The organism is Chryseobacterium lactis, from assembly GCF_003815875.1.
Taxonomy (GTDB): Bacteria; Bacteroidota; Bacteroidia; order Flavobacteriales; family Weeksellaceae; genus Chryseobacterium; species Chryseobacterium lactis.
In genome coordinates, this window is sequence record NZ_CP033924.1 from 3,993,356 (window position 1) to 4,009,641 (window position 16,286).

Consider the following 16,286-nt stretch of genomic DNA (forward strand, 5'->3'; position numbering starts at 1 on the left):
AACTGGCACCATGTAACCATCCGGCAATATACTACTTTTGACTCAAAATAAAAATATATGGAGTTTCATCAACTGCTCAAAAGAATTGTACAGGATGGAAGTACTCATGCCCGATGGCTGAATACACTTTCTTTTATGGAAAATGCCGGTGCAAGAAAAATATCAAAATGTGAACATCCGGTTCTGGTGACTCAAATCCAATTGAAGCACGCTGCGGAAGAACACCGCCACGCTTACTATCTTAAAAAACAAATCGGAAAAATAGATCCTGAGTTTTGTAAAACCTATGAAAGTCAGGAGCTTCTGGCTCCGGTGGCTACGCGCCATTATCTTCATTCTTTAGACATTAAGGCCTGCAGATATCTTCAGGAAGCTTTCAAGCTTAATAAAGAAGATTTGAAATATGCAGCATACCTGTTTGTAACCTATGCCATTGAAGTTCGTGCTGATGAGCTTTACCCGGTCTATCAACAAATTCTTACCAAAAATTCTTCCAAAATCATGGTGAAATCTATTATCCTGGAGGAAGAAGGTCATTTGGAAGAAATGATCAATCAATTGAATGAATTTTCTACCGATTGGCAACTTCATGCCGACCATATTCTGACTATTGAGAAAGAATTGCATGAACAGTGGATCAATGCAATAGGAGAAGAAGTAGTGCAATTGAATTATGCCTGATCATCATCACAGGTTTCAGCAATTACTCTGCAAAAGGAAAGAAGAGGGAATATTGAGGAGTTTAAACCCTAGGTCAGAAGGAATTGATTTTTATTCAAATGATTACCTGGGATTTGCAGGAAATAAGCAACTTCAGGATATTTTATTGCAAACGGTTATTTCTAATCCTCAGCTGCTTTCTGGAAGTACGGGATCAAGATTAATCAGTGGGAATACTGCTATAGCAAATGATACTGAACTTTATATTGCAGAAAAGCACCGGTTTCAGGCAGCTTTACTTTTTCCTTCCGGGTATAATGCTAACCTTGCTTTATTTTCAACACTTCCGGGGCGTCATGATACAATTATTGTGGATGAACAAATTCACCGTTCCGTTCATGATGCCTGTAGAATGTCAAATGCAAGGAAATTAAAATTCAGACATAATGATCCTGAAGATCTGGATAGGATATTGAAAAAACAGGATGGACACTGCTATATAGCTATTGAAAGTCTGTATTCCATGGAAGGGGATTTTGCTCCTGTTGAGGAAATTGCTGAGCTGGCCGAACAGTATGGTGCTAACTTAATTATTGATGAAGCCCATGCCTTTGGGGTTTTCGGATATGGATTGGTTGAAAAATATCAGCTCCAGGACAAGGTTTGTGCAGCTGTGATGACTTATGGTAAAGCATTGGGAGCACATGGGGCAGCCGTACTCAGTAATCATTTGATAAGATCCTATCTGATCAACTTTGCGTCGGCATTTATTTATACCACTTCAGCTCAGGATATTCAATGGATGAGTATCAGAACGGGATATGATTTTTTAGAAGATCATCCTGAATCGGCAAAGAAACTTCATGAGAATATTACAATTTTCAGAAATCAAAATTTGAAATCTCCTTCTTCAGCAACGAGTCCTGTTCAGGCTATTGTCATTGCGGATAATCAAAAATTAAAAACAATACAAAATACTTTGTCTGACAATGGATTTTTAACCTATGCCGTGTACAGTCCAACTGTAAAGGAAGGAACCGAACGCCTTAGAATATGTCTGCACAGTTTTAATACAGAGGAAGAGATTGTAAGACTGGCTGAGATTATTAAACAAATTATTTAAAATAAAAAAGGTAAGATAAGCTGATTGGCAAATTTACTTTTTAGCATACACCACACATGAAATTATTTATCACAGGAATCGGAACTGAAATAGGGAAAACGGTTTGTTCAGCTGTTTTGGTTCAATATTTTAAAGCAGAATATTGGAAACCGGTACAATCGGGAGATCTTCATTATACCGACAGCCATAAAATTGAAGCATGGACTGATCACACTATCTGCCACCCGGAAACGTATCGGCTTCAACTGGCTGCTTCGCCTCACCAGTCTGCCCGTGCGGAAAACAGACAGATTAATCTGGACGATTTTCAGCTACCTCAGACTGAAAACTCTCTGATTGTAGAAGGAGCGGGTGGAGTAATGGTCCCGCTTTCTGACAATAGATTTATGATTGATCTTATCGACCTTTTACAGCTGCCTGCAGCTCTTGTAGTCAGAAATTATTTAGGATGCATCAATCACAGTTTATTGTCGATTATGGCATTACAACAAAGAAATATTAAACTGGAATATCTGATCCTTAACGGAGAATTTCCGGAAGATACTGAAAGAGTGATTTGCAGTTTTATCGAACAAGAAACAAAGGTTATCAGGATTCCCGAAATAGAAAGCGCTGATAAGGAACAGATACAAACTGCTGCAAAGCAATTAACAATAACAAAATTATGATAACGGATACCACAAAAGCATTGAGAAACGACTGGACAAAAGCAGAAATCGAAGAAATTTATCATTTACCTTTAATGGAACTGATTTATAAAGCAGCAACCATACACAGAGAATGGCACGATCCTTCGGAAGTTCAAATTTCTACTTTATTATCAATCAAAACCGGAGGGTGCCCGGAAGACTGTTCGTACTGCGGACAAGCCGCACGCTACCATACCAATATTAAAGTACAGGCTTTACTGCCCACTGAAACGGTAATTGCTCATGCCCAAAAGGCAAAAAATTCGGGATCTTCAAGATTCTGTATGGCCGCAGCATGGCGTGAAGTTCGTAACAATAGGGATTTCGACCGGGTAATCGATATGGTAAAGGGAGTGAATGAGCTTGGGCTGGAAGTGTGTTGCACCCTAGGAATGCTAACGGAAGACCAGGCTGTAAGACTTCAGGAAGCCGGATTATATGCTTACAATCACAACCTTGATACCTCCGAGCAATATTATGAAGAAATTATTTCTACAAGAACTTTCGACAACAGGATCAATACGATCAATAATGTCCGAAAAGCTGGAATTACAGTTTGTTCAGGAGGGATTATTGGCTTGGGAGAAACTCATAGAGACAGAATTTCTATGTTGTTAACTCTTGCAACGATGCCAAAACATCCTGAATCTGTGCCGATCAATGCTTTAGCAAGAGTAGAAGGAACACCATTGGAAAATAATGAAAAAGTTGATACCTGGGAAATGGTACGAATGATTGCTACTGCTAGAATCGTGATGCCTTCTTCAATGGTAAGATTAAGTGCAGGGCGAATAGAAATGTCCGAAATAGAGCAGGCATGGTGTTTTATAGCAGGCGCCAACTCAATCTTTACAGGAGAAAGAGAAACGTTGCTGGTAACTCCTAATCCGGGAGTTTCTGAAGACATGCAAATGCTGGAAACCCTTGGATTGAAGCCGATGATGAAGAAAGAAACATGCTGTTAAAATAACTAAGATAATGTGTTATGAATTGGATTTTAAGTATTCTTGAGTTGGTTACAATATTGATATCTGATATTTTGGATATGGGTATAGATATTTAAACGCTAAGGTTCGCGGGGAGTTTTTCCGATCCTCCTAGTAATTCTTGTTCACAAAGGCTTTCATTAAGCAATGGCCAATTTCGTTTGGTTGCTGAGTGAGTTACTTGGAAAATTTAAAAATAAACATACAAAAAGAGAACATTTCGTGTGTTTTGTGTTAAAACAAATCAATTCATAACCATTTTTAAAATGTATATCAATATTATGAAAACAATGACATCAACCCATCTTCAGCAGAGAGATAAAGCTGTCAACTGGCACCCTTATACCCAAATGAAGACCGCTAATGATATCGTTCCTATTGTAAAGGGGAAAGGTCTGTATCTGTATGACCAGGAAAATAAAAAATATATGGATGTCGTTTCTTCATGGTGGGTAACTTTACATGGGCATTCACATCCTTATATTGCCCAGCGGGTTTTTGAACAGCTAAACACCCTTGAGCAGGTTATTTTTGCCGGTTTTACTCATGAACCTGCCATACAGCTTTCAGAAAATCTCTTACAACTGCTGCCGGATAATCAGGAAAAAGTATTTTACTCTGACAACGGTTCAACTGCGGTAGAAGTGGCTTTAAAAATGTGTATTCAATACGCTCATAATCAGGGTAAAAAAAAGACTAAAATTTTAGCATTCAAAAATGCTTATCATGGAGATACTTTCGGGGCGATGTCGGTAAGCGGAAAAAGCTTTTGGACCAAACCATTTGAAAGCATGCTGTTTGAAGTAGTTTTCATTGATACTCCCAATTCTGAAAACCTGGAACAATTAAAGGCTAAGATTAAAGATCATGCAGATGAAGCTGCCTGTTTTATTTATGAGCCTTTGGTTCAGGGTGCTGCGGGAATGCTGATGTATGAGGCGGAAGATCTTGACAACCTGATGAAATTCTGCAGAGAGCAGGGACTCCTGATGATTCAGGATGAAGTTTTTACCGGTTTTGGGAGAACAGGAAAGCTTTTTGCTGCCGATCACCTTACGGAAAAACCGGACATTATGTGTTTTTCAAAAGGATTAACGGGAGGTACTATACCGATGGGAATTACCACCTGTTCTGATGAAATTTACAATACATTTTGGTCTGATGACCGTCATAAAACTTTATTTCACGGGCATTCATTTACGGCCAATCCTTTAGCTTGTGCTGCCGGTCTAGCCAGTATGGAATTGCTGCTTGAAGAAGAAACGCAGACAAGTATCAAGCGCATCACTCAACAACATTCTGAATTTGTAAAAGTGCTTTCATCTCATCCTCATGTGGAAAATGCACGCCAGATAGGAACTATTTTAGCTTTTGACTGCAGAACCGGCCAGGGAACTTCTTATTTTAATGAGGTCGGAAAGCAGCTTTATCATGAATTTCTGCAAAGAGGAATTATTATGAGACCATTAGGGAATGTAATATATCTGGTGCCACCGTATTGCATTACTTCCGGGGAATTGGAGTTTGTCTATCAGAATATTCTTGAAGTTCTAGATCAGATATAATTAAACAGCCTAAAAAACACACTACGAGCTGAGTTCATTTCCCCGGGAATGCAACTTGGATAGAATGGGGCCAAGCTTTTGACCTCTTTCTGTCAGCTTATCATAAACCTCTGGAGGAAAATTATAGCCTTCAATCCTTTGAATGATATGATCTTCTTCCAGTTGTTTAAGCTGCTCTGCAAGTACTTTTAGATACTCTGGGCATTTTACTCCAAAGTTCCGCAAAGCATATTATTTGACAATATGGTTAACCTTTGATGACCTTCGATTGCTTTTGAGGTTATTTTTATAAGAAACAACCTCATTTTTTATGCAAGTTTATTAAACATTAATCTTCCACATATTTATTTCTCGCTGCTTTCATTCCGAAAAATAACATCAGCAAGACTGCAGTACTCATAAAATAAAATGAACTGTTCCAGGTCACATCCCAATCATGCAGCTTTCCAAATACCGGAGGCCCGAATGCTGCAATCAGATAGCCTACCGATTGTGCCATCCCTGAGATTTTTACAGCATTGATACTGCTTCGGGTTCTTGTAGAAAAGAATAAAATTGATAAACTAAAGGATAATCCGTTGGCGATCCCTATAATTACTGCATTTATATAGATCCATTGGGATTTCAGAAATACAAACATCATGGTACTTACAAACATCAGTGCACATACAAAAAAGATCATCAGTCTCTGGTCTTTCATTTTGCTGGCAATGATCGGACAAAAGAAAGTGACAGGAATCATGGTAATCTGAATAACAAAAAACACCCATCCTGAGCTTTCACCCTGCATATTATAATCTGCCAGAAATGACGGTAACCAGGCTACCAGACAGTAATAAAATAATGACTGTAATCCCATGAAAATACTGATATTCCATGCCTGAGAGGATTTGAACATATTGAAATCTGAAGTACTTAATGCTGCTTTTGGTTGATCCGTATTTCTTTTATTCAAAATGAATTCCAGGATTAAAACCAGAAAACCTAAGGCTGCAATCACCAGCCAGATTCCCAGAGAACCACGCCATCCGAAACCTGTCCATTCACCGATTTTCACACTGAAACCTGAAGCTAATGCCGCAGTAAGATTCATTGAAACAGCAAAAATACCGGTCATTAAGCCAATTTGTTTTGGGAAGTTATTTTTAACATATCCCGGTGTCACCACATTCCCAATACATATTCCCAGGCCAATAAATAGTGATCCTAAAAATAACAGCCATAGAGATCCCGTTATTCTTAGAAATAATCCGAAACTTAAAATGATTATAGAATACATCAGAAGCTTACTGATCCCGAATTTATTTGAAAACCTGCTTACCAATACCGAACACGCGGCAAACATACAAAGTGGAATAGAGGTCAGCATACTCACCTGGAAATTATCTAATTTCAAGGCATCCCGAACGTCGCCAAGTACCGGTGCAACTGCAACGATAGGTGAGCGAAGATTACTGGAAATCAGGATAACCACCAGAACATTAATAATTAATAAAACATAGGAAGCATTCTTTTTTACTTCATTCTTCATCATGATAAAAAAATTTCCACAAAATTAGTGTAGTAATTTTGTTTAATTTTGCCAAAGTTTTAACCTGAAACGACATGAATGCAAATGACAGTATTAAAATTGATGAATTAAAAAAGCCTTATTTTGTATGGTTTGAAGAAAACTGGATTCATGATGATGTTCTCCATCAGCATCAAAAAGGCCAGCTGGTCTATGTGGAAAGTGGTTTTCAATACATCACGATTCAGGAAAGAATTTATCTGCTTCCTCAGAATCATGCCGTCTGGATTCCGCCGGATGTCATTCATAAAACCAACTCGCATTCTGAGAAAATCAAACTGATGATCATGTTTGCTGATGTTGAGAAAAAAGAATCATTTTATCATGAAGTCAACGTCTTTTCTGTTCCTCCGGTTTTAAAGGAAATGATAAAATATGCTGAAAAATGGTCAAAATTGCTTACAAAAGATCATGACGAAAATGTATTTTTAAAAGCACTTTTTAACGAGCTTCCCCGTTTTGTAGAGCATTCACTGAAGCTTCACATCTGCCTTCCCAAGGATAAACGTCTTACAGGCGTTATTGAATATCTTCATGATCACTATCACACAGAAATTAAAATGGAAGATTTGGGCGAAACGGCACTGCTTTCTTCACGCTCCTTAGAACGCATTTTCAAGAAAGAAACCGGCCTGACATTAAGTAAATATCAACAGGTCCTGCGAATTATAAAAAGCCTTGAATTGTTGAGTTTAAAAGATCTTACTATTTCAGAAACAGCCTATGAAGTAGGATATAAGAGTGTACAGGCGTATACAAGAAGTTTTCAATCTGTGATGCAATTCCGTCCTACGGATTTTTTGAAAAATATGAAATAATTTTATTTCTCAAAAAGGGATTTATTGCTAAATGAACTGGATTTAATATATTATTATCACTATGTTTTCTGAAGGTTGTGTGATTTATATTTCACACTTTTGTCATTTTTCCATATCAGCACTAAATAATCAATTATGATACTAATAAAAATAAAAAGGCCCCCTAGAATGGAGACCTTAAAAAAACACAAATGATGAAAAAAAATTATTTCGATTCACAAATATAAGTAAAAATTATATTATGCGAGACATTATATGTGCATTTTTTTTAAATATTATTTATTTTAAGTAAAAATAACTATCCTTTAATTGATCCTGCTTTTCTTTAGGATTCTGGAATTCGACCACACAGCGTATATAACCCCGAAAAAGACGATCCATTCTATAACCGCGCTTATTGTATAAATACTACGGATTCCATACATCATGGGAATAAAAAGCAGGGCAGGAATATACAATACGACTTGTCTGAGGATGCTGATAACAGTAGCCGGTCTTGCATTCTCCACCGATGGAAACCAAACCATAGCCATGAAAATAAAGGGTAATGCCGGAAGTACACTCATATAAATCCGAAAATCCATAAGCTGATTGGGAGTAAAGGTAACATTCGGAATCATCACAGACAATACGCCGGCAGGGAAATACATGACAAAAAACCAAAAGGGAATCAGGATAACCAATCCGGTGAAAGAAAAAAGCCGGTAAGCCTTGATGCTCCTTTCGTATTTCTCCGCACCAAAATTCATACCCGAAACGGGTTGAAGAGCTCTCATGAGTCCCCAAAGCGGGGTGTTTAATAGAATATAGAATCTGTTGACCGCCGTAAAGAAAGTAACATCGACTTCTTTTCCATATTTTGCAATGACATTAAATACCACAATATTCTGAATCACAATCATTACCATCATAATAAAACCGGGCATTCCTAACGAAAGGGCTTCTTTAATAATGATCTTATCCCTCTTTAAAGACCAGAAACGGGTACTGAAAGATGCTTTTCCGGATGCATAATACCAAACACCCAATACCATATAAATAATCATTGAAATATTGGTAGCCCATGCGGCACCGCTTACTCCCCATCCGAAAGTATTGATAAATAAAGGCTTTAGTGCTACATCTACAATCAGACCTACCGCAATCATCCAGGCAGCAGTCTGCATACGTCCTTCTGCACGGATCAGCATATTGAGCGCAAGACCATGAATCCAGAAAAAACTCCCCAAAATGGTTGCTCTGAAATATTCTGTTCCCAACGTCAGGATTTCACCTCTTCCTCCCATCATATACACGAGTTCTTTAGCAAAAATATAGCATGGAATGGTGATAGCCACCGAAAACAGCAGGGTAAGAAAATTGACTGTTCCCATTGCTCTGTTTAATTTATCCTTATCATCAGCGCCGATCCAGATACTGACCGCCGAACCAACTCCTGTACCAATCAATGTTCCGAAGCCCTGTGCAAATTGTGCCAAAGGATAGGCAACACCTACAGCTGCTAAAGCCGTATTGCTGATCAGATGTCCTACAAAAATCCCGTCAAGGAAATTATTGAGACCATACAATACCATGGCAATTACTGCCGGCCACGACATCTGCCACATAACCTTGTACATTTTTCCATTTAAAATAAGCTGTCTTTGTTGTTCCATTTGCTTTGATATTAAATATAATTGAACGTGTTTTTACCGTGACATTATTTTCCGATTAACGGTAATCAACAGGGTACAAACTTACATTGCAAATTCTCTAAATAACATCTGTAAAACGGAATAAATACTCCGTCAAAAGGAGAAATAATAATCAATTCACATGTGACTGTACTCATAAAATATGGACTTATATTTTCATTAATTTGTTAAAAACAGTTTATATGAAACCAAAACAAATCAAAGGAGTTCCTCCACAAAAATCAGGTGGTTTTCATGATACTGAAACCAGAAAGCAATTTGAAACAGAACTTATCCCGATAAAATTTGAAATATTAAAGAAAAGATTTTTCGATATCAATCAATGGAAAAGTTATTGTGGAGAGGCTTTTGCGGAATTTAAACTCTACGATTCCAAAGGCATTCCCGTTGTGCGGGAACCTCAAAAAGGAGATTTCATCCGAATCAATATTCCGGGACCGGGAGAAATCGAAGCGAAGGGCTATGATTGGGTAGAAATTACCGACATGTGTTTTTCTCTGGACAATACATCAGAAAGTGTCATGATGACCTGCAGGCCTTCCCAGGATCCTCAAAACAAAAAAAACAGAAATATTGCCCATTTTTACAGTTCCAAAGCAACATCTACCTTTATGGTTTATAGAAATCCTACTCATTTGAAAGCTGCAGTATATGGGCGAAATGAATCTCCAAACTTCAAAGCAAAATTCATCGATGTCATCAGGAATCTTGTGGTTGCAGCGGGTGGAATAATGGGAATTGCTAAGATCCAATGGAAAGAGCTTGCCGATGGCTTTTTGGATTTTGATTAAATATTACTTCTTTTTTGACTTAAATAAAAGTTCCGGAAACATCAACTATTTAATTTCACACTTTATCATGAAAATCTTTTTTCATTGTATTGATATTTAGCTTTCTGATGAAAATAAAATCACAGATTAGCCTGATGAAACATTGTTCTTAGCCCTCTGAAACTCGCTATTTTAAAGAAATTTAATGTTCCAGATTCTTTTTAGAAAAAATTTAAACCTTATATTTGCATTAATGTTAAAATGGTTCTCCATATTATGCTCGATGATGTATGCACTTGCTACCACCAATGCGGGGGAAGTATTTAAGGTGCCGATGTTTGTAGAGCATTATATTGAATACCATGGAAGTTTATCCGAATTTGTGATGGAACACTATGACAATCACAAAAAAGATTCCGACTGGGATACCGACCAAAAGCTGCCGTTTATCAATCCACCTATTGTGCTGACGGTACACGCCCAACTTCCGGATCTCAATTTTGAAATCAAAAAACCTAAAGAAATTATTATTCAGCAGAAAAATAGTTTTTATCAGGAAAAAGACTTCTCACACCTATATCTTTCCAGAATTTTCCAGCCTCCACGGCTTTCCTGATTGATCTCTGATTGAAAATTAATGCTTTAAACTGCTGTTTGAAGCACTCAATTCTTGTTACATATCAATTAGCCCCTCACGTCTTATAGTTGATCACAAAAGCTTATTTGTTAGCATCAAAAAGTTTAAATACTACAGTGTTTACAACCCTTTGTGATAAAAGCTAAAGAGTATCGGGTTTATCAATTATATTTTTCCATGTTAAATAAAATTATTGAGTTTTCTGTAAAGAATAAACTCATCATTGCACTGTTTACGGTAGCGCTCGTCCTTTTTGGGGTATACGAGACTACTAAACTTCCCATTGATGCTCAACCTGATATTACGAATAACCAGGTTCAGATCATTACCACCGCACCTTCTTATGGAGCTGCTGATATAGAACGGCTGGTAACATTTCCTATTGAACAGGCCACCAGTAATATCAGTGGAATTACGGAACTTCGTAGTTTCTCCCGTTTCGGCTTGTCTCTGGTTACTGTCGTTTTCGATGATAAAACGGATGTGTATTGGGCCCGGCAACAGGTTCAGGAACGCTTACAGCTTGTTCAAGAGAATATCCCTGAAGGTATCGGTAAGCCCGAACTAGGACCAATTTCTACAGGATTGGGAGAGATTTTCCAATATGTGGTACGAGCAAAAAAGGGCTACGAAAATGTGTATGACGAAACAGAACTCAGAACAATTCAGGACTGGGTAGTCAGACGACAGTTGTTGGGAACCAAAGGAGTGGCTGATGTCAGCAGCTTTGGAGGAAAACTAAAACAATATGAAATAGCTATTAATCCTAACAAACTCCAGGCATTTAACATCAATATTAACGATGTGTTTTCCGCGCTGGAGAAGAATAACCAAAATACGGGAGGAGCTTATATTGAAAAGAAGGAAACAGTCCTTTTTATCAGGAGTGAGGGACTTTTGGGAAGTACGGAAGATATCGGGAATATTCAGGTTGCCGATACAAAAGAAGGAATTCCGGTACATATTAAAGATGTTGCATCGGTTAAGATCGGTTATGCAACAAGATATGGAGCCATGACTTATAACGATACCGGCGAGGTTTCCGGAGCCATCGTACTGATGCTTAAAGGAGAGAACGCCAACGAAGTTATTACCAATATCAAGCAGCGGCTGGAAAAAATTCAGGAATCTTTACCTGAGGGAGTTGTAATTGAGCCTTTTCTTGATCGTGCTAAAATGGTTAACAATACCATCAGTACAGTAAAAACCAATCTGATGGAAGGAGCTTTGATCGTGGTCTTTATCCTTGTTTTGTTTCTTGGTAATTTCAGAGCAGGATTATTGGTGGCATCCGTAATTCCTTTAGCAATGCTTTTTGCCATTATCATGATGAACATCTTCGGAGTCGGAGGAAATCTGATGAGTCTCGGAGCTCTTGATTTCGGACTTATTGTAGACGGAGCAGTTATTATTGTTGAAGCTGTTCTGCATCAGCTAGCACATAAAAAGCATTTCGGAAAAGACAATACACTTACCAAAAAGGAAATGGATGGGCAAGTCTCTGATTCTGCCACTAAAATGGTAAATAGTGCGGTTTTTGGACAGATTATCATCCTTATCGTATACCTTCCGATTTTTACACTTCAGGGAATTGAGGGTAAAATGTTTAAGCCAATGGCACAAACAGTTGCATTTGCTCTGATTGGCGCTTTCTTACTTTCACTGACTTATATTCCCATGATGAGTTCTCTAGTGTTGAGCAGAAAGAAAAAAGTAAAAGACAATATTTCAGACAGGGTGATGACCAAAGTAGAGGTAGGGCATCAAAAATTCCTGATGAAAGCACTTAAATACAGAAAAACAATCATCTTCGGAGTATTGATTCTTTTTGCAGGTGCTGTTTTTACCCTTTCCAGAATGGGTGGAGAATTTATTCCGTCTCTGGAAGAAGGAGATTTTGCTGTTGAAATGCGGATTCTGCAGGGAAGTAATATCAATGAAACAAAAAAGGTAACTACTCAGGCTGCCAATATATTATTAAAACAATTTCCGGAAATAGAAAAAGTAGTCACGAAAATCGGAAGTGCTGAAATCCCTACAGAACCAATGCCTATGGATGCCGGAGATATGATTATTGTATTAAAACCTAAAAAAGAATGGACTTCAGCAAAGTCTTTTCCGGAGCTTTCACAAAAGATGAGTGAAGCATTGAAAGTGATTCCCGGACTGACGACCGGATTCCAGTTTCCAGTACAGATGCGTTTCAATGAATTGATGACAGGAGCGAGGCAGGATGTGGTTTGTAAAATTTACGGAGAAGACCTGGACAGTCTGGCTATTTATGCTAAAAAACTGGGGAGCATCATCAATACGGTGAAAGGAGCTCAGGATTTGTATTTAGAGCCTGTCGTAGGTGCTCCACAGGTGGTAATTGATTATAACCGTGCAGAACTTTCCCGCTACAATATTTCTATTGCGGAAATCAACAGAGTAATCAATATGGCTTTTGCCGGGCAGACCGCGGGAGCTTTATACGAGGGAGAGAAAAAATTTGATATCGTAGTCCGAATGGATAATGAGCATAAAAAAGACATTACCAGCATTCAGAATTTATTGATTCCTACGGCTTCCGGAGAGCAAATCCCTTTATCTCAACTGGCTAAAGTAGAGCTTAAAAACAGCCCGAATCAAATTCAAAGAGAAGATACCAAAAGAAGAATTGTGGTAGGTTTTAATGTGAGAGGAAGGGATGTTCAAAGCATTGTAGAGGAGCTGCAACAGAAAACCAACAAAGAATTAAAACTTTCACCGGGCTACACTATTTCGTATGGCGGTGCATTTGAAAATTTAAATGAAGCTAAAGCGAGACTGGGAATTGCGGTTCCTATTTCACTGGTAATGATTTTCCTGCTGTTATTCTTCGCATTTGGTTCAGTAAAGCATAGTTTACTGATTTATACTGCAATTCCTTTATCTGCAATTGGAGGAGTTTATTTTCTGGCACTCAGAGGAATGCCTTTCAGTATCAGTGCCGGTGTGGGTTTCATTGCGTTATTTGGAGTTGCTGTTCTTAATGGAATTGTTTTGATCTCAGAATTTAACCGATTAAAAAAGAACGGAATAAAAAATACCAGCAGAATTGTACTGATGGGAACAAGGATCAGATTACGTCCGGTTTTAATGACAGCTTTTGTGGCTTCTTTAGGTTTTCTACCGATGGCATTAAGCAACGGAGCCGGAGCTGAAGTTCAGAGACCGCTGGCAACAGTGGTTATTGGCGGATTGATGCTGGCGACATTATTAACCTTATTCGTTCTTCCAATTCTGTACGTCCTATTTGAACATATTAATAAAGATAAAATGAAATTCTCAAAAAAAATAAACTATAAAAAATTATCCGTTTTCCTGCTGATGATCTCTTTCGGAAGTTTCCAGGCTCAGGAGAGCATTACTTTTGAACAGGCTTTGGAAAAGGCGTATCAACAGAACGGAACCCTTAAAAACTCAAAATTAATCTCAGAATATCAGGAAAAATTAAAAGCAAGCTACCTGGATATTCCACAACTGGAAGTAACGGGAGGATTCGGGCAAATCCAGGGAGAAGAAACGGATAATTCATTCGGAATCTCTCAAAAGTTCAGCTTTCCGACTGTATATTCGAAAAGAAAACAGATGCTGGATGCTGAATGGACGGCCGGTGTGATTAATCAAAAACTGACCAAAATACAGCTCACTAAAGAAGTTACAGATGTTTTTTACAGAATTGTAGTCCTTCAGGAAAAGAAAAAAGTATTGGAATATATCAGCCGTTTGTATGATAGTTTTGCTGAAAAAGCAGCTTTACGACTTAAAAAAGGAGAGGCTAATATTCTGGAAGAATCTACTGCCGCAATCCAGAAAGAACAGATGAAAGTGCAGTTGAATGCCCTAGAAAATGATCTTAATATAGCGAAACTTCAGCTACAACTCCTTCTTCAATCTGAAAAACCTTATGAACCTGTTGCGGATCAGCCTATTATGAATGTCGGGTTACAGATTTCAGAAGAAATGGTGAAACAGCATCCTGAACTTCAATATCTGCAGCAACAAATCAAAGTGGGAGAGGCCGAAGTACAGCTGGAAAAAAGCAGACTGCTTCCTGATCTTCTTATAGGATATACGAATCAGAGTATGAAAAATATTAATAATAACCGTTTCAATTCTGTTCAGGTCGGTGTGGGAATTCCATTGTTTACGAAAGGACAGAGGGCTTTGGCAAAGGCAGCACAGACAAAAATTGCCATTTCTGAAAATCAATATCAACGAAAAGAAATCGAACTCAAAAACAGGCTGGGACAACAGCTCAACAATTATATGAACCAGCAGAGAATCATTGAAAATTATGAGCAAAAACAGCTTCCAAAATCTGAAATTATCTTAAAGACAGCACAAAAGCAAATGGAAGTCGGAGAAATTGATTACCTGAACTGGGTGATACTCGTTAATCAGGCGGTAAAAACAAAAGCTGATTATATTGATCAGCTGGAAAGACTTAATCAGATCGGAGCGGAACTTAATTTCTTAATTTCAAAATAACAGCGTCATGCATTTTAAAATATTATCAATATACAGCCTTGCTTTAGCACTCGTTCTATCTTCATGTTCAGGAAAAAAAGAAGAAGAAAAAACGGTATATGAAAATACAAAATTTACCAAAAACAAGGAAAATACGGTTCATCTTACCGAAAAGCAGGCTCAATCCGTAGGAATTACAACCACCACTATTCAGGACAGAAATATGGAGAAGCTGGTTCGCCTCAATGGGAAAGCGGAAATTGCGCCTTCCCATATCAGCTCGCTGTCAAGCATTATGGGTGGGCACATCAAGTCCATTACCGTCATCAATGGAAGTCATTTCAGCAAAGGACAGGTATTGGCAATAGTTGAAGATCCGCAGTTTATTCAGCTTCAACAGGATTATCTGGTAACTAAGGCACAGCTTGAAGCGGCAAGACTGAACTTTAATCGTCAAAAAGATCTTAACACCAGCAAAGCAAGCAGCGATAAGACCATGCAAACGGCCCAGGCTGATTATTCCACGTTGAATGCCACTTTAAAAGGGCTGGAAGAAAAACTTAGAATCATAGGAATTAGTGTTAAAGGATTAAATACCGGAAATATCAGAAGTAAAATCAATGTTTATGCTCCTTTTACAGGATTTGTAAGCAAGATTCTGGTTAATAACGGACAATATATCAACCCGGCGGATACTTTATTTGAGCTGATCAATCCAGCCGGATTATTGCTGGAATTAAAAGTCTTTGAAAACGATATTAATGATGTAAAAGTGGGACAGGAAATTGTGGTTTACAACAATCAGAATCCTGACGTGAAATCCAATGCAAAAATTGTAAGCATCGTTCCAAGTATTGAAACCGGAGGTTCTGCCACTGCGGTAGCCAGGTTATCGTCCGTTAATTCTGATTTTGTAAAAGGAATGTACATCAATGCTGAAGTAAACATCAGCAGCCGGAATACACAAGGCCTGCCAAACGAGGCTGTAGTTTCTTTTGAAAATAAAAATTACGTTTTTGAAGATCTCGGAAAATCAAATTATAAAATGATTCCCGTAACAACAGGTATTTCGGATGATCAGTTTACAGAAGTTATAAAAGCAGATTTTCTGAAGGAAAAAAAGATTGTCCAGAAAGGAGCTTATGGCCTTTTAATGATGCTTAAGAATAAAGCAGAGTAGTAGATTTTCTTCGGAAATCATATAATTTTTAAAAGCAGAGGTTTTGTTTACTTATGAGTAAATGAAGCCTCTGTTTTTATTATTATTGGTCTATCACAAA

General features: G+C 37.9%; 13 protein-coding genes. 10 read left to right on the forward strand and 3 right to left on the reverse strand.

Translation table 11 applies throughout. The features are described 5' to 3' along the window. The first annotated feature begins 57 nt into the window (after window positions 1-57). From EG342_RS17730 to bioA, 5 genes are all read left to right on the forward strand, one after another. On the forward strand, window positions 58-681 hold the full coding sequence (locus EG342_RS17730) for a hypothetical protein (RefSeq protein ID WP_103292477.1): 624 nt from the start codon (window positions 58-60) through the stop codon (window positions 679-681). Beyond that, the gene (locus EG342_RS17735; protein ID WP_103292476.1) at window positions 674-1,783 is read left to right on the forward strand and encodes an aminotransferase class I/II-fold pyridoxal phosphate-dependent enzyme; all 1,110 of its coding nucleotides are present in this window, start codon (window positions 674-676) and stop codon (window positions 1,781-1,783) included. The genes EG342_RS17730 and EG342_RS17735 overlap by 8 nt, the downstream gene beginning before the upstream one ends. 56 nt (window positions 1,784-1,839) lie before the next feature. After that, window positions 1,840-2,451: a dethiobiotin synthase gene (bioD, locus tag EG342_RS17740; RefSeq protein ID WP_103292475.1), complete on the forward strand. Its 612-nt coding sequence runs from the start codon at window positions 1,840-1,842 to the stop codon at window positions 2,449-2,451. After that, entirely contained in the window at window positions 2,448-3,437 is a 990-nt protein-coding gene (gene bioB / locus EG342_RS17745; RefSeq protein ID WP_103292474.1) for a biotin synthase BioB, read from the forward strand. Before bioD ends, bioB begins: the two co-directional genes overlap by 4 nt. A 302-nt stretch (window positions 3,438-3,739) precedes the next feature. Continuing rightward, the gene (gene bioA / locus EG342_RS17750; protein WP_213083888.1) at window positions 3,740-5,023 is read left to right on the forward strand and encodes an adenosylmethionine--8-amino-7-oxononanoate transaminase; all 1,284 of its coding nucleotides are present in this window, start codon (window positions 3,740-3,742) and stop codon (window positions 5,021-5,023) included. A gap of 21 nt (window positions 5,024-5,044) precedes the next feature. On the opposite strand, the gene EG342_RS17755 is transcribed toward bioA, so the two are convergent. Beyond that, window positions 5,045-5,248, reverse strand: a complete 204-nt coding sequence (locus EG342_RS17755) for a winged helix-turn-helix transcriptional regulator (RefSeq protein ID WP_246008651.1) — start codon at window positions 5,246-5,248, stop codon at window positions 5,045-5,047. A 103-nt stretch (window positions 5,249-5,351) separates the two neighbouring features. After that, window positions 5,352-6,557, reverse strand: a complete 1,206-nt coding sequence (locus EG342_RS17760; RefSeq protein ID WP_246008652.1) for a CynX/NimT family MFS transporter — start codon at window positions 6,555-6,557, stop codon at window positions 5,352-5,354. 71 nt (window positions 6,558-6,628) lie between these two features. Here EG342_RS17760 and EG342_RS17765 point away from each other — a divergent pair, with 71 nt between their 5' ends. Then, window positions 6,629-7,411, forward strand: a complete 783-nt coding sequence (locus EG342_RS17765; protein ID WP_103292472.1) for an AraC family transcriptional regulator — start codon at window positions 6,629-6,631, stop codon at window positions 7,409-7,411. Window positions 7,412-7,716: 305 nt separating this feature from the next. Here the strand turns inward: EG342_RS17765 and EG342_RS17770 are convergent, their stop codons facing one another. Further along, complete coding sequence (locus EG342_RS17770; protein WP_103292471.1) at window positions 7,717-9,066, reverse strand: MATE family efflux transporter; 1,350 nt, start codon at window positions 9,064-9,066, stop codon at window positions 7,717-7,719. Window positions 9,067-9,287: 221 nt separating this feature from the next. Here EG342_RS17770 and EG342_RS17775 point away from each other — a divergent pair, with 221 nt between their 5' ends. The 4 genes from EG342_RS17775 to EG342_RS17790 all read left to right on the forward strand — a co-directional run bounded on the left by EG342_RS17775 (window position 9,288) and on the right by EG342_RS17790 (window position 16,186). Further along, complete coding sequence (locus tag EG342_RS17775) at window positions 9,288-9,896, forward strand: hypothetical protein (protein ID WP_103292470.1); 609 nt, start codon at window positions 9,288-9,290, stop codon at window positions 9,894-9,896. 232 nt (window positions 9,897-10,128) lie between these two features. Next, window positions 10,129-10,491 (forward strand): hypothetical protein, encoded by a 363-nt coding sequence (locus tag EG342_RS17780; RefSeq protein ID WP_123868130.1) that lies wholly within the window; start codon window positions 10,129-10,131, stop codon window positions 10,489-10,491. A 198-nt stretch (window positions 10,492-10,689) separates the two neighbouring features. Next, entirely contained in the window at window positions 10,690-15,027 is a 4,338-nt protein-coding gene (locus EG342_RS17785) for a CusA/CzcA family heavy metal efflux RND transporter (RefSeq protein ID WP_103292468.1), read from the forward strand. Between the two features lie 7 nt (window positions 15,028-15,034). Further along, window positions 15,035-16,186 carry an efflux RND transporter periplasmic adaptor subunit gene (locus EG342_RS17790; RefSeq protein ID WP_103292467.1) on the forward strand — a complete coding sequence of 384 codons (1,152 nt, stop codon included), beginning with the start codon at window positions 15,035-15,037 and terminating at the stop codon, window positions 16,184-16,186. Window positions 16,187-16,286 lie beyond the last annotated feature (100 nt).